Raw genomic sequence first — 14,376 nt, forward strand, 5'->3', positions numbered from 1 at the left:
ATATTTATTATCGTTTTTAATTTTGTTTTATTATTGCGGAGAAATATGTCTGTCGAAAAACAGAGAGAGATAAGCCTTCATAAGCTCTTGACAGTGAACTGCCTGCTTCTGGTCTTCGCTGCTGTGTCTTTAATTCTGGTTAATTACTTTCTGAATTACAGAAATTTTGAGATGAATGTGCGTGGCATAACTGCTGAAGCTGTGCGCATGGTGGATGAAAATATCGGTTATTATAAGGAGTTTCAGTCTCCTGCGAATATACATCTCCGTCGCCATATGCTTGAGGATCACAGGCAGCTCCATGACTTTATCGCCGAATACGGCATTCCCTCCTATGAATACCTTATGAATATTAAAACTGAACATGAGGCTGAACTCAATACGGAAATTGAAGTCGCACTTCTTACGGGTGAAGGAGTAATTTTCAACACAACCTACCCCACAGAGCTTGGGCTTGACATAAGCAAATTTCCGAATGCAAAGGAAACTCTGCGGCGGGCAAAGGACAGCGGGGAAATTTTGCTTGATTACCCTGTTTATGAACGTTCCGGCAGGGTGCTGCGTGCTTATACCATGTCATACATCAAAGAACGTGACATATATCTCCAGACTGCGCTTTTTCTTGCGGATCTCAAGGTGGTCAGGGACAGGCTGGAAAGGATTGTGGAGCTTTCCGCATATATAAAGTCTGTTGATGCGATTCTTGTTTTCAGCAACGGCGAAGCAGGCGAGAACCTGATCTTTAATATAAGTTCAGACAACCCTGAAAATGATACAGATTCAGAAGCAGTTCTCGACACCCTCAGAAAAGGTATAATGACTGAAAAAACATCGGGAAATCTGATCACAGGAACAAGCAAGAGCTACTATGTCATAGCCCGTGTTCCTGATTCTGTGTCAGGGCTCAAGGATCTTGACCACCGTATAGTTTACCGTATCAGCTTTGATACCACTGATGAAAGGCGATATGGTCTTCTAAGCTTTTCAATAAAACTCTTTTCAGTGATAATTGCTGTTTTGGCATTGGCTATGTTTTACAGGAGGCTGAACTCCCGGTTTGTTGTTCCTTTCAGGATAATGATTGAGAGAATTAAGCAGTCAGAAAAAATTACCGAAAAAAGCATACTCTCGGGCGAAAAGGATCTTTCCCGGCTCGCTGAACTTTATAACGGACATCTGGACAGGCAGACAGAACTTTTACTCTATGCCGAAAAGTTTAATGAAGAACTGGAAGAACAGGTCAGGGCGGAAGTTTCAAAAAGAAAAGCTAATGAGCAGTTGATAATTCGTCAGTCCATGCTTGCAACAATGGGCGAAATGACACATTCCGTTGCATATCTCTGGCAGTATCCACTTAAGGTTCTGGGTGAATATGTTGATAATATATCCTCAATGACGGAGGATTTTGAATACAACAGAGACAAGCTGGAAAAAATAACCTCCGACTGTATGGAGCAGGTGCTTTATATGTCCTCAACTATAGAAGGACTAAGGGATTTTTTCAGACCGTCACAGGAGAAGAAGCTTTTTGACCTCCGCCAGACACTGGAAGACACAATGAGCATGGTTGCTCCCCATATGCTTACAGGCGGGATAAAACTAAGCTTTACCTGCCGTCTGCAAGGCTACGGGGAACCTGTGGCAATTAATTTAATGAAAAATCTTAACCGATGCTGCGGCGCAGGGTACTCCGAATGCGCACCCGAATGCCCCTCCTTCGGGTTTACGATATGCGGTTTTCCGGCGGAGTTTAAGCTTGCTGTCCTGAGCATTTTTCATAACAGCAAGAGACTGCTGGATGAAAAATGCAAGTATAACAAAGAGTTTACCCCTGAACTTGCCGCTGATTTGTACGATGAAGGCGACTATATCCGCCTGTGTATTCATGACAATAGCTTAGGAATGACAGACGATGAGCTGAAAGCTGTATATGACCCGTATTCCCCGGATTCCGGCAGGGATATGCGGCACTTTAATCTTTATATGGCTGTTGAGCTTTTCAGTTCTGTTATGAAGGGTAAAATTAACATCGAAAGCTCCGGCAGCGGATTGGCAATTAATATCTATCTTGATAAAAACACCGCCTCCTGCGGGCTTGAAATGGGCGTGCCGAAATGAAGATACCGCTGAAGAAACTTCTGGTTCACAGTTTTGTTCTGCTGTTCTTTTTTCTGGTCTGCCTCGTGGCGGCGGATCACTATCTGAGCGTGCGTCTGGCTGTGGCAAAAACAAAAGACACATACAGAGGACTTGCCGTTCTCCTTGAAGAAACGGTAAAATCTACAGCAGATTCTTTTCACATGAGGCTGGATTCAATCTCAGATGTCACGAGACACCATATGCGTGATGTCCTGCATAACCTTCCCGCAGATGAGACTGAGGCGTCCGCTCTGGCGGAAAACTATTTCGCATCCACAGGAAGAGCATATGCCGTTATGATCTATGATTCCGAAGGACATCGGCTCTACAGAGGCAAAAGCGGCAATTCTTCTGAAAGGTGGTCTACTCTTCCAAATTCAAACGACTTTGAAAAGGCAAGGACTGATTCCGGAGGAGTGATCCGCATAAGATATTCCTATGAAAAATCCACATCAGAGATCATGTGCTTTGAATGGTCGCCTGAGCAGGGGAGATATGCTGCGGTTATGACTGAGTATTCCTTTGATGATGAAATATCTGCACGCATTCAGGGAATTCTCAGCGGAAGCAGCCTTTTCAGAAAGATTAACGTTTATTCCGTGGGCACGTCTGCCAAGGAAACTTCTGTTATTTACGGGGAGGAATTAACATCTGAAGATTTTGAAATACTTTCATCCGAGGCGGAAAACAGCACTGTATTTAAAGAAGATTTTGTTTATAAAACCTTTGAATACAGCGCCGAAGAGCTGCTCCCTTGGGGAAAAATAGGGATAAAAGCCGTGATAAGCCCTGAAGGCTTAAATCGAATGAAAGAAGGTTCCATGGTTCTTGCCGGTATGACTCTGCTCTTTTCCGGTTTGTTTATGTATTACGTTTTTAAGGTATTCCGCCGCCGGTTTGAAATACCATATTCCGAGGTTATGCGTCTGTTCGGTCAGTCAAGAAAAATCAACCTCAAAGAAGAGAATGACTATGTTACCGAGCTGAAAGAGCTTGTTCATGAATATAACAGACATCTGGAAAAAACAGAAAGGGTTATGGAAAACCTTGTTGAATACAAGGAAGAATTAAAGCTTAAGTCGGAATGGGAAGCTGAACGGCTTGAAAAACAGAAAGAATTTATGATCCAGCAGATGAAGCTGTATTCCATAGGGGAGATGGTGGCATCCGTATCCCATCACTGGCGTGAGCCGTTGAGCCTTGTGCATATAAACATGCAGAACATAAAGGAAGAGATCTCTTCCGGTATTGAAGATGAAAAGTACCTCACTGAATGTATCGCAGCATGCAGGGAGCAGATCAAACTGATGAAGGAATCTGTTGAAATGTTCCTTGGGTTTGTTTCGGCAGAAGAAAAGGAGGAGGGGAGCTTTGAAGTAATGCCTCTTTTGGATAAGGTGCATTCTTTCGTGTCAACATATTACGAAAAAGACGGAGTCGGTTTTGTCTTCTACAGCGATAATTCAGTGACGAAAGTTAACGGCTCTTCATCTGTTCTTAAGCAGGTTCTGCTTAATGTCCTTATGGTTTCCCGTGAGCTTGTGGAAACTAACGCCATCGGAGTTGGAACAATTGTTTTAAGCATGAACGAGGAAAACGGAGCGTGCGTAATCAGTATAGAAGACAACACAGGAAAATTCAGAGAAGCCTGCCGGGCTGCTCTCGAAGATCCGCTGAGTACCGCAAATCTTAAAAAAGGAATGGGGCTTTATATCTCAAACAAGCTAATGGAGAAAAACTTTAACGGCAGAGTGGAGGCTTCATCTTCTGAAAAAGGTACACTATTAAAAATAATCATTCCTTAAATATTCCTATCAGTCACACGGCGTAACAAAGCCGTATCCTTTATGAGCTATATTTCTTCACCTTACAAAAAGCGTATCCGGTGGGGAGATGGGGTTGAATTGGCTCAAAATCAGAGAAGAATACGAAAGCGGCAATACAGATGCGGATATCCTTGCGGATATGTTCGGCTGTAAGTCATCAACTATCAGAGAAAAAATAAGAAGTGAAAAATGGGAAAATACCCTTGAGGAAGGGCGTAAAAAACGCATCAGAATCTTTAAGGCTGTCCAGAATGTCGCCCTGCGGGGGATAGAAAAAGCTGACAGCATGCTTGATGAATGCGGCAATGTCAAAGATCTGGAGACACATTCCAAAGCAGTGAAAACTTTCCGTGATGTTGGGATGATTAAACCGGAGGAAGTGATCGGCGGAGTCAGAACCAATAACGCACTGGATGATATGTTTGACATAAGCCTTGAAGATGCCGCAAGAGTTCTGGGAGATGATGAAGACTGACCCCAGAGTGGAGGCATGCGCCAAAGCGAAGGACTCGTTAATAGCTTACTGCATGCTCAGTTACAGGGATTTTGTTCCGGGCTGGCACCATAGACTTCTTGCCCGTGAGCTTGAGCTTGTGGAAAAAGGCGAGACTGACAGGCTGATGGTGATGATGCCTCCGAGACACGGGAAAAGTGAAGTCACATCAGTGCGCTTCCCTGCGTGGTTTATGGGACGTAATCCGAAGCTTAATGTTATAGCCTGTTCATACAGTGCGGATCTTGCAGAGAGCTTCAGCCGAAGGGTCAGGGATTTAACAGCCTCAAAGCTTTTCAGGGGAGTTTTCGGAGGAAAAGGGCTTAAAAGGAATGTACGTTCCGCCGCAAGATGGGAACTGGAAGAAGGCGGCAGATACCTGGCTGCCGGCGCAGGAGGCTCAATCACAGGGCAGGGAGGGCATCTGATTATTATCGATGACCCTGTAAAAAACTCCGAGCAGGCATCATCAGCAGTTTACAGGGATAAATTGTGGGAATGGTACCGCTCAACCCTGTTTACAAGGCTTGAGAAGAACGGACGGATAATTCTGGTGCAGACAAGATGGCATGAAGATGACCTCGCCGGGAGACTTCTTGCCGAAGCTCCGGATGAATGGAAAGTTCTCAAGCTGCCCGCTGTGGCGGAGGAGGACGGCTTTTTCCGCAGGTGCGGTGAGCCTCTGTGGACAGAAAAATACGGCAGAGACGAACTCGGAAGGATAAAGCAGTCTGTAGGCTCAAGGGTTTGGAACGCATTGTATATGCAGGAGCCTGCGCCGGATTCAGGAACTGTGCTGAAGCGGGATTGGTGGCGCTATTACAAAACTATGCCTTCAGATGTGGATTATTGGTTTCAGTCCTGGGATATGAGCTTTAAAGGGAGCGAAGGAGCTGACTATGTGGTGGGGCAGGTGTGGGCTGTTAAAGGCTCAGGCAGGTATCTTGCCGACATGGTGCGCGACAGGATGGACTTTTCCGCAACAGTGAGGGCAGTAAAAAATCTAACTGCACTTTGGCCGCAGGCAAAGGCGAAATATGTGGAGGACAAGGCAAACGGTTCCGCTGTTCTTTCTGCTCTGCGTAAGGAGGTTCAGGGGCTGATAGCGGTAGAACCGAAAGGTTCAAAGATTGCAAGAGCATATGCCGTTCAGCCAATTCTTGAGGCAGGTAATGTCTATTTGCCGGAGGATAAGGCATTCTCAGCGGAACTGGTTGAAGAGGCGGCTGCGTTTCCTTTCGGCAGACATGATGACATGGTGGATGCACTCACGCAGGCGTTAAACGAAAGCGGGACAAGAGCAGTGCCTGAGGGTGCCTATTCAGGCACTTCGAGAAAGGCTGGTTATATATTCAAAGGATATTAAAAGGGGGGAGTATATGAATAATCTCACAAAAAATATTTCGGCATCATCAAGTTTTTCATCATTTTTAAATTTTATGCCTAATCCTGATGTAATTTTATCAAAAAATGGTCTGAGGCTTTCAGTTTTTGACGAAATGCTCACAGATGCACATATTTCAGCAAAGCTTGAACAGTTAAGGCACGGTGTCCTTGGAAACGAATGGAACATTGTTCCTGCGGATTCAACAAAGGAGGCTGTTAAAACTGCTGAGTTTGTACGAAAAAGTCTCAAAATGATACCTAACTTCTTTCAGGAGCTTGAGGAGATGCTTTCTGCTGTGGAATACGGCTTTTCCGTTACAGAGATTATCTGGAAAAAGGAAGGCGCCCACTGGTTTGCAGAAAAACTGCTTAACCGCAATCCTGCACGGTTTGTATTTGACGGGGAAGGAAATCTGTTCATGGTTGACGGCGGCAGAAACATCCGGCTTGATGAACAATATAAGTTTATTGTTCACAGGCACATGCCCAGAAATGAAAATCCTTACGGCAGTCCAGTTTTATCCAAATGCTACTGGCCGTGGATGTTTAAAAAAGCAGGATTCCGATTCTGGCTCACCGTTGCTGAAAAATTCGGCGTGCCGACTGTACTCGCCATGTTTGAATCTGAAGGCGGCGAAGAAACAAGGCGCAGGGCACAGATGCTGGCGGAATCCTTAAGCGGAATCCAGAATGATGCTGCAGTGGCCCTTGCTAATGTGGATAAAGTTCAGGTTCTGGAAAGCAGGGGCAGTTCAGATGATTTTGCAAAACTGGTTGAAGTCTGCAATTCTGAAATATCAAAGGCGGTCACAGGGGAGATACTCACAAGCGATACTGGTTCCGGAGGCTCTTACGCACTTGCGAAAGAACACTCCAAAACATTCGGGATCAAAGCCGCAAAGACAGCAGCATCACTCGCAGATTCTGTTAGTTCAACATTAGTAAGGTGGATGGCAGAGCTGAATTTCGGGAGCAGGTGCAAGCTTCCTTCATTTGTATTTAAAGAAAAAAAATATGCAGACTGGACAACTGTTAAAGAGGCTGCACAGTCTGGAATGGATGTTGATTTTGCTGAAGCGGCAAGAAGATTCGGCATTCCTTTGAAATAAACATGTATAAGGATATTTTTTCTTCACAATAGACCGCTGTCATGGTAATTTTGAATGAAATCGGGTGATTATGAAGAATATGATTATTTTTTCTGCGTTCGTTCTGTTTATATCGGCACAGGCGTTCGCAGATGTAAGATTTGAGAACAAAACGGAACTCCTGCTTGGAGTCCGTATGCAGAATCAGACTGACAGAAGGACAGAAAACTATGTGCTGATTAAACCGAAACAGTCCGCATCCGTACATAACTCACGAAGCGGACTGAATATCAGCGCACAGCTTATAACCGGAAGCTATGAGATTAATTGCTGTGAATGGGTAACAGTTCCAGATTCTAAAAGCCTTATAATAAGGTTTTACAGTGATAACAGCCAGCGCTGTTACTGTGAGATCAAGTAATCGGTCAGAGTCATGCACAGCAGGGGCATAAAACACGTATCAGGTGCGGTATATGATTGAAAGAAGACAATTCCACAGATTTGAAGATGTCCCTGTACGGGTGAGGCTCAGAAAGGAAAACTCCGGGGATTATATTGAAGCCGATATGAGAGATATAAGCATCGGTGGAATAAAAATACGCACTGATGAAGCCATAAATATTTATGAATTCTATGAAATATTAATAAATTTCAACGACTCTGCCGAAACAGCGGGAATTACTGCAAAGGCGAAGGTCTGGCGTATTGAACCGGATACAGAAAAAAATAATGATATTTCGAGATTCTCTGCCCTTGAATTTGTAAGCTTTGAGGAAGGGGATAGAAAAATATTCACAAAATTCCTTGCCGGCTTCCTTATGGGCAGCGGAACAGAAGTTATTTAAGGGGCGAAAGCCGAATAAATTATTTTATAAAGTCTTGTTTTGCCTTGTTTTTTTATTTCAACAGGCATTTCTGTTTTCATAAACGGAATAAGAATAGAACTCTTACCCTTTTCCAAAAACCTGTACAGTTCAGGTTTTTCGTTTCTAAAAATTAAAATACAATCTCTGTGAGCGACTTCGGCATAAATATCAGTATATATCAGGATACCTCTGCTGAAAGCGGGGGCGAATGAGTCACTGTCTATTCTTATCCAGAGTCTGCCTGATGATATAAGGGCTTTTTCTGTCAGACTTGTCAGGGTTTTAGGCATAACTTTAACGGCAGAATGCTCATTAACGAATGAATCAAGGTTAACAGAAAAATACCCTGCAATGAGAGAAAGAGTCTCAAGACTGGGGTTTCTCTGGTCATTAATGAAATTCGACATGTTGCCGGGCGATATGCTGAGTTTCCTGCAAAGCTCTGCCTGCGTCATGTTGTTTGAGGCTAACAATTGTCTTAGTCTTTTCCCTATCATTTTGGAATTATGAATCAGGATAGACTTTTTGTCAATTAAGATTCTCTTTATGTGAATGATTCGGGCGCAAAAAAAGGAGCCTAAAGGCTCCTTGATTTATTAATCAGGTTTTTTAGCCACCCAATGTATTTTGTAACAGCGGCTGCCCGGTTTCATGTCTTCATTTTTATTAAGGCTGATGGGTTCGCCTGCTTTTGATTCGGGAGCAAGAAGCACCGAATCAGGGTATTCAAAGCAGCGCATAAGCCTTAAGGTTCCTTCGGATGCAAAAAGAACCGATTCCCTGTCAGCGGGAAAGCCGTTGATCTTTTCAACAAAAATAAGCTCATTTTCATTGATTTTTGGTGCAAATCTTCCGTCTGTAACAACTGTCCAGAAAGGAGTTTTAAGCACTTCTGTTCTTCCCGAAGCTATGTCATCAAGATGATACTGGGTTTCAGGAGATGCAGGGAAGTAGTCGACAACTTCGTTTTCCATAACTGCGGAAAGCACTTCCTGATTCTGTTCCCCGCTGCCGATCAGTTCGTCAGCACCGTATTTGAGAATCTGTGCGATTGTCTCAATGGTTTCACGCTCAAATTCTCCGTGCCCCAGTTCCAGAGCAGCAAAAAAAGTGAGGTCGTAACCTGTGGAATCAGAGAGATCTTTTTTGGAGAGTCCTCTCATTTCTCTGATTTTTTTGATTTTTTCACCGATTTCCTTAGTGTTCTTGATTGAGTCGCCGAAAGCGAAATAATCAAGTTTAACTTCGAGGAAACGTGCGATTTTAGAGAGGGTTTCGAGATCAGGCTCACGGCTTCCGCTGAGATAGTTCGAGAGTCTTGACGGGGAAAGCCCCACAGCTCTGCAGACTTCAACCTGCTTGATTCCTTTTCGTTTAATTAGTCTTCTAAGTTTTTCTCCAATCATAGCCTAACATTACCTTATAATATTTTTCGTGTAAATATACTAGTTGTTATAGGCAGCTGATCGCATTCACATGGTGTAAACCATATTAAAGAACAGGCTGAAGATATCAGATAAACAAAAAAAAGTCTGTTGCTTACTCTGCCGATATCAAATATATATTTACACATAGTCTTTTCTTCGTATATATAGTTGCAAACGAAAGAGAAAATGTGCTAAGTTATCAGATGTACGGGATGTAGCGCAGCTTGGTAGCGTACTGGTTTCGGGAACCAGGGGTCGGGGGTTCAAATCCCCCCATCCCGATATTCCGTTATCTTCTGCAAGTTTAATCCGAGATCGTACCCTTCTCATTAAATTAACACAAAAAAATTACCGATACTTCTTCGATAACGCTTCCTGAAATGTGAATAGATTAGTACCTTTTCTCACACCGCAAGCTATTCTCTTGTAAAAGTTTTCATTTTGCAATAATATATCTTTTCACTATGGTGTTAATGTGTATAAGCTACACCCATGAGTGTAAAGTGTCAAGGAATAAAACGAATAAATGTGTAGAAAAAACAAAGAAATCGGAAAAAGAATTAAACAGCTGAGAAATTTTCTGGGGCTTACCCAGAGAGAATTTGCCGATAGGATATATTCATCTTACAGATCTGTTCAGAACTGGGAATCGGGCGACAGGTTTATCAGTGAAAGTAATCTGCGTCTTTTGATGGATGAATACGGGGTTTCGGCGGACTGGATTTACCACGGCACAGGCGAAATGTTTTCACCGCTTTTTCAGAAGTCGGATTCGGATATTTTCCTGCCTGCTGCCGAGATAATAAAAACGCCATTTGTTATTAATAATCCTGATCGGTATGCGCATATTGTTGTCAGTGACGAAATGGATCCTGTTATCTGCGAAGGCGATATTGCTTTGTGGATAAAAGAGGAAAGAATAAGGCACGGCAGCTTTGTTTTCCTTATCGGCACGGACGGAAGACCATTTATCCGTAAGTACCTTTTTAATGAAGGTCAGGGATTTCTGGTGCCTGAAAACAAGGACTACAAAGTGCTGAAAATTAATGATCCCGATGTGAGACACGTAGGCACGGTTACGGAAGTATTTACTAAAAAGTCCATGATGCCGCAGAAAATATAGTTTTAAAATATGCTCCACTCATCTATAATCCATGGAACTGTGTCTGAACGCAGTTTTATACAGATTATAGCGGCGGTCAAAATATATGGCGTTCAATATGATTCGCAGGAAGTTCAGAAAGCTTTTTCAGCTTGACTGTTCTCCTCAGGTTATTGCCGTCTCTTCGGCGGTGGGTGTGCTGATTGGATTTTCCCCATACGTGGGTTTTCACACTGCCCTTGCCATAGGTGTTTCTTTTATCTTCAGCCTTCCTATGTATCCGCTGCTTCTGGGAGCGTATATCACAAACCCTTTCACAATGGTTTTTATTTATGCGCTCTGCTACAAGTTCGGCAGATGGATTCTGCGTGATGATACTCCGATAGATATTGACTGGATGAATATTTCTTTGTCAGAAATTTTTGAAACCGCAAGGTCAATTCTATTTCCGTTTTTCATCGGGACTCATCTGATTGGATTAATATTTGGCGTTATAACATATTTTGTGATATATTATATTGCTGTGAGATACAGACAGAACACCTGAAATACATAGTTGCGGGGAGTTATGGCTGAAATAATATCCGTTGCCAGCGGTAAAGGCGGGGTAGGAAAGAGTTTTTTTTCCGCTAATGTTGCGATGTCGCTCACTGCGGCAGGGAAAAAAGTTCTTCTTGTCGATGCTGACCTCGGCGGTGCGAACCTTCATGATTTTGTGGGGCTTAAGCTCCCTGGAACCGGGCTTTACAATTTTCTTAAAGAAAGCTTCCGCATAGGGGATATTATACAGAAAAGCCCCGCAGGAGTTGATTTTATCGGAGGAACAGGTGATGTCCTCGGTATGGCTCATATTACCAATTACGAAAAACTCAAAATTCTTAATAGATTAAAAACCCTTGAATACGAATATGTTGTAATGGATCTCGGCGCAGGGACAAGTTATAATATGATAGATTTCTTTAACTCTGCCGATAAAAAAGTAATGATAATGAACAGCGAACCGACCTCGCTGGAAAACTCATATGGCTTTCTTAAAATAGCCCTCTACCGCAAAGTTGAACAACTTTTAAGAAAAGATTATAAGTTTGCCGATATATGTAAGAAAATACGCAGCAAGAGCATGAATTTTCCGAGCCTTGCCTCAATAAGAGAGGCTGTCAGGGAAATCGATCCTGCCTATGTGCATAAAACAGATGAGATAGCGGCATCATATAAAGTCGGCATAATTCTCAACATGCTTAAAACCAGAAAAGAACTTAATGTTTTTTATGGTTTCGAAACTGTTGCAAAAAAATACCTCAGTATAGATATTGAAAAAATAGGTTTCATACCTTATGATGTTAAAGTAAGCGAGAGCATTAAGCTCTTAAAACCTTTCTACACAAGCCTAGTCAGCAGGGATGTGAACTCCTGCATTGATGACGTAAGACAGCAGCTTATAGCAAAGCTGTAAAGGGGTGTTCAATGAGCAATCTTAAGCCGGTAAATCCTGCTGGATTGGACGAAGAGTTTGATTCACTTGAAGAAGGAGAGATCATCCAGCTGGTAGGTCTCAAACTCGGAGATGAAGAATATGCTATAGATGTTCTCAAAATACAGGAGATCATCCGTACTGTGGAGATTACTTCAGTTCCCCGTACAGATTCCTTTGTACTCGGTGTAATGAACCTCCGGGGCAAAGTTATACCTGTAGTGGATCTCAGGGTGAGGTTCAATCTCGATAAAATGGACTTTGACAAAGAAACAAGAATCATTGTCGTCCGCTTTGATAGTGAGCATATAGGCTTTGTTGTCGATGAAGTTACAGAAGTTATACGCATAAGTAAAAATATGGTGGAACCCACTCCTCCTCTTGTGGGATCTATTGGACAGGAATATATACTCGGCATCTGCAAATATGATGACAGACTTATAATACTTCTTGATATAGATACTGTTATTGCAGAAGGGAAAGCTGTTGCTGAGAGTGACTTGAGAAAGCGTTTTCTCGGACAGGCAGCAATAGAGGCAAAACCTGCGGTAAATTATGATGACGTGGCTGAAACAGTTGAGAGTGAAGAAACTGTTGACGCTGATGATTCAGCCGAAGAGGAAACCGCATCCGCTGAAGATGATGCAGGTGGTGATGAGCTTGATAATATTGATGAACTCATTGCAAAAGAACTGGCGAAAAGAGAGCAGGAGACTGACGAACTCAACCGAAAAAAGCAGACGCCCGAATTCCATGAAGCTGAGGGGGATGCGGACGTTGAAGATATTCTGAATGATGCACTCAGCCAGAGCGACCATGTTATTAACGGTGACGAAGGTCACGTTGTGCAGGATGAGCTTGATGCTTTGATCGCCATGGAACTCGCAAAAAGAGAAAAAGAAACAGAAGAACTCAACCGGGTTAAAAAAGAGCAGGAAAAAAAAAATGAAAAAATAGAGGAAGAGGAGATTGATGTATCCTCTTTCTTTGCTGAACAGGCTGCGGAAGTTGCTGATATTCATGATGAAATAAGTGACGCACCATCAGAAGAAGAGCTTTTCGGACCAAGCATGGAAGAACTTCTGACCGCAGGCAGCACTACTGTTGCTCTTGATGAAACTGAAGAAGTTCAGACGGATGATATAGAAGATATTCTCCGTGAAGCAGAATCATTTGAAACACCCGAATCTCCGGAACCTGTTTTGAATAATTCCGACGAATCTGCCAGTGACCCAATATCCGAACCGCAGAAAAAACAGCCTGAAGATACGCTTGCTCCTGCAAAGAGCGGGATGTTTATCGAGGCTGATTCCCTTGAAGAACTCAAAAATCTTTCACAGAAAATAATCAATGGTGACGCAGTCGATCTCGGTATTGATATAAAAGGTGAGATCGGCGAACTTTTAAGACTTATTCTTGATACAAAGAATAAAGTTGATGAGGTTGACCCCACAATTGTAATGTCAAAGGAAAGCATGCCGGTTGTTGTGCAGTCTTTGGAACAGGTTAATGAAAAAACCGAAGAAGCAACAATGAACCTCATGGAAGCTGCTGATAAAATGAGCGCTTTTTACTCGCAATTCCTTAATGACATTGAGGACTTCGAGGATCTTGTCTACAAAAAAGATACGAAAGGACTTGTTAAAAGTATAGATCGTATCGAGAGCGAAATCGCCCTTGCGGAAGATCTCGGATTTGGTATCCTGCACGCCCTTGAGTTTCAGGATATTACTGAACAGAAACTTAGAAAAGTGATAAGATCCATTGAGGATGTAGGAGCGAGAATAGGTGCTATTCTTGGCATTATTAAAGCTAAAAAAGACGAAACAGGCGAGACGATAAGCGGAGCAAGTCAGGACGACATAGATATGCTTCTAGCTGAATTTGGTCTCAATTAAGGTTTCTGGATAACAATAAATTATAAGCGCCGCAGGAAAAACACCTGCGGCGTTTTTTTTGTAATGATATAAGTCTCTCGAACGATAAATGATATATTTAACCGAATACAACCTATGGCAGCGTGCAAACCTCCCTGATAGATCGTGTACAGGCGTTTTAAGCAACTATTAGACTTATTAGACAGTCTATTGCATAGCCGAAGTAGTGCTGGACAGTTTACTGCCGCAACCTTTAATGCCGGATTTAAAACAATCCCGAATCTTTATAAAATAATTCTTAGTTCTTATGAACTGTCTAAAAAATAGCCAATCTTCCTGAACCCTTAATTCAAGCAAGACAAGGACGCAGAAATAATAGATTTAAACAACTATTCCACAAATCTGTGGAGAAAAAAAAGCTTGACACTCTAAACCCTCTGATAATGGGCAGGGGATGTAACTGTATGATACAGAAGGCTATTATTTGTGATATTCTGTGATCATTGTATACAAAGGCTTTTGGAGGAAATATTTTCAACATTCTTTCCACATAGTTTATGGGTAAATTTACCATTAAAAAAAAGTAACTAAATGACAAGAAGTATCATCAAAAAAACCGATAATATCGTATTATCTGAATATATGACAAACAAGGACAAAACTGTAAATTTTTTTTAAAGGAGTTTGTATGCGATTAAAAA

Annotated in this window: 13 protein-coding genes and 1 tRNA gene; 12 read left to right on the forward strand and 2 right to left on the reverse strand. The window is 42.5% G+C overall.

Annotated features, from left to right (window positions below; translation table 11 throughout):
- Positions 1-45: 45 nt before the first annotated feature.
- The 7 genes from ACYRYY_RS11110 (at position 46) to ACYRYY_RS11140 (ending at position 7,777) form a co-directional block, all read left to right on the forward strand.
- The gene (locus tag ACYRYY_RS11110; protein WP_460215677.1) at positions 46-2,118 is read left to right on the forward strand and encodes a hypothetical protein; all 2,073 of its coding nucleotides are present in this window, start codon (positions 46-48) and stop codon (positions 2,116-2,118) included.
- Positions 2,115-3,944 (forward strand): sensor histidine kinase, encoded by a 1,830-nt coding sequence (locus ACYRYY_RS11115; protein WP_460215678.1) that lies wholly within the window; start codon positions 2,115-2,117, stop codon positions 3,942-3,944. Before ACYRYY_RS11110 ends, ACYRYY_RS11115 begins: the two co-directional genes overlap by 4 nt.
- Positions 3,945-4,038: 94 nt before the next feature.
- Positions 4,039-4,440 (forward strand): hypothetical protein, encoded by a 402-nt coding sequence (locus ACYRYY_RS11120; RefSeq protein ID WP_460215679.1) that lies wholly within the window; start codon positions 4,039-4,041, stop codon positions 4,438-4,440.
- Positions 4,427-5,824 (forward strand): phage terminase large subunit, encoded by a 1,398-nt coding sequence (gene terL, locus ACYRYY_RS11125; protein ID WP_460215680.1) that lies wholly within the window; start codon positions 4,427-4,429, stop codon positions 5,822-5,824. The genes ACYRYY_RS11120 and terL overlap by 14 nt, the downstream gene beginning before the upstream one ends.
- Before the next feature lie 13 nt (positions 5,825-5,837).
- The gene (locus ACYRYY_RS11130) at positions 5,838-6,953 is read left to right on the forward strand and encodes a phage portal protein family protein (protein WP_460215681.1); all 1,116 of its coding nucleotides are present in this window, start codon (positions 5,838-5,840) and stop codon (positions 6,951-6,953) included.
- A 70-nt stretch (positions 6,954-7,023) separates the two neighbouring features.
- Entirely contained in the window at positions 7,024-7,353 is a 330-nt protein-coding gene (locus ACYRYY_RS11135; protein WP_460215682.1) for a hypothetical protein, read from the forward strand.
- A 52-nt stretch (positions 7,354-7,405) separates the two neighbouring features.
- Positions 7,406-7,777, forward strand: a complete 372-nt coding sequence (locus ACYRYY_RS11140) for a PilZ domain-containing protein (protein ID WP_460215683.1) — start codon at positions 7,406-7,408, stop codon at positions 7,775-7,777.
- Here ACYRYY_RS11140 and ACYRYY_RS11145 read toward each other — a convergent pair.
- Positions 7,774-8,295: a helix-turn-helix domain-containing protein gene (locus tag ACYRYY_RS11145; protein WP_460215684.1), complete on the reverse strand. Its 522-nt coding sequence runs from the start codon at positions 8,293-8,295 to the stop codon at positions 7,774-7,776. The two genes, ACYRYY_RS11140 and ACYRYY_RS11145, sit on opposite strands and share 4 nt — an antisense overlap.
- 99 nt (positions 8,296-8,394) lie before the next feature.
- The gene (locus tag ACYRYY_RS11150; RefSeq protein WP_460215685.1) at positions 8,395-9,204 is read right to left on the reverse strand and encodes a helix-turn-helix domain-containing protein; all 810 of its coding nucleotides are present in this window, start codon (positions 9,202-9,204) and stop codon (positions 8,395-8,397) included.
- A gap of 229 nt (positions 9,205-9,433) precedes the next feature.
- Between ACYRYY_RS11150 and ACYRYY_RS11155 the strand changes: the two genes are divergently transcribed.
- The 5 genes from ACYRYY_RS11155 to ACYRYY_RS11175 all read left to right on the forward strand — a co-directional run bounded on the left by ACYRYY_RS11155 (position 9,434) and on the right by ACYRYY_RS11175 (position 13,696).
- Positions 9,434-9,507, forward strand: a tRNA-Pro gene (locus ACYRYY_RS11155).
- Between the two features lie 244 nt (positions 9,508-9,751).
- Complete coding sequence (locus ACYRYY_RS11160; RefSeq protein WP_460215686.1) at positions 9,752-10,348, forward strand: helix-turn-helix domain-containing protein; 597 nt, start codon at positions 9,752-9,754, stop codon at positions 10,346-10,348.
- Between the two features lie 85 nt (positions 10,349-10,433).
- The gene (locus ACYRYY_RS11165; protein WP_460215687.1) at positions 10,434-10,874 is read left to right on the forward strand and encodes a DUF2062 domain-containing protein; all 441 of its coding nucleotides are present in this window, start codon (positions 10,434-10,436) and stop codon (positions 10,872-10,874) included.
- Positions 10,875-10,895: 21 nt separating this feature from the next.
- Positions 10,896-11,780 carry a nucleotide-binding protein gene (locus ACYRYY_RS11170; protein ID WP_460215688.1) on the forward strand — a complete coding sequence of 295 codons (885 nt, stop codon included), beginning with the start codon at positions 10,896-10,898 and terminating at the stop codon, positions 11,778-11,780.
- Between the two features lie 11 nt (positions 11,781-11,791).
- The gene (locus tag ACYRYY_RS11175; protein ID WP_460215689.1) at positions 11,792-13,696 is read left to right on the forward strand and encodes a chemotaxis protein CheW; all 1,905 of its coding nucleotides are present in this window, start codon (positions 11,792-11,794) and stop codon (positions 13,694-13,696) included.
- The last annotated feature ends 680 nt before the right edge of the window (positions 13,697-14,376 follow it).

The organism is Geovibrio sp. ADMFC3 (genome assembly GCF_054687035.1).

Bases quoted from the DNA above. Each gene is read 5' to 3' on its own strand.
- ACYRYY_RS11110 (WP_460215677.1), top strand. From the start codon at position 46: ATGTCTGTCGAAAAACAGAGAGAGATAAGCCTTCATAAGCTCTTGACA.
- ACYRYY_RS11175 (WP_460215689.1), top strand. From the start codon at position 11,792: ATGAGCAATCTTAAGCCGGTAAATCCTGCTGGATTGGACGAAGAGTTT.
- ACYRYY_RS11165 (WP_460215687.1), top strand. From the start codon at position 10,434: ATGGCGTTCAATATGATTCGCAGGAAGTTCAGAAAGCTTTTTCAGCTT.
- ACYRYY_RS11145 (WP_460215684.1), bottom strand. From the start codon at position 8,295: ATGATAGGGAAAAGACTAAGACAATTGTTAGCCTCAAACAACATGACG.
- ACYRYY_RS11135 (WP_460215682.1), top strand. From the start codon at position 7,024: ATGAAGAATATGATTATTTTTTCTGCGTTCGTTCTGTTTATATCGGCA.
- ACYRYY_RS11130 (WP_460215681.1), top strand. From the start codon at position 5,838: ATGAATAATCTCACAAAAAATATTTCGGCATCATCAAGTTTTTCATCA.
- ACYRYY_RS11150 (WP_460215685.1), bottom strand. From the start codon at position 9,204: ATGATTGGAGAAAAACTTAGAAGACTAATTAAACGAAAAGGAATCAAG.
- terL (WP_460215680.1), top strand. From the start codon at position 4,427: ATGATGAAGACTGACCCCAGAGTGGAGGCATGCGCCAAAGCGAAGGAC.
- ACYRYY_RS11140 (WP_460215683.1), top strand. From the start codon at position 7,406: ATGATTGAAAGAAGACAATTCCACAGATTTGAAGATGTCCCTGTACGG.
- ACYRYY_RS11170 (WP_460215688.1), top strand. From the start codon at position 10,896: ATGGCTGAAATAATATCCGTTGCCAGCGGTAAAGGCGGGGTAGGAAAG.
- ACYRYY_RS11160 (WP_460215686.1), top strand. From the start codon at position 9,752: ATGTGTAGAAAAAACAAAGAAATCGGAAAAAGAATTAAACAGCTGAGA.
- ACYRYY_RS11115 (WP_460215678.1), top strand. From the start codon at position 2,115: ATGAAGATACCGCTGAAGAAACTTCTGGTTCACAGTTTTGTTCTGCTG.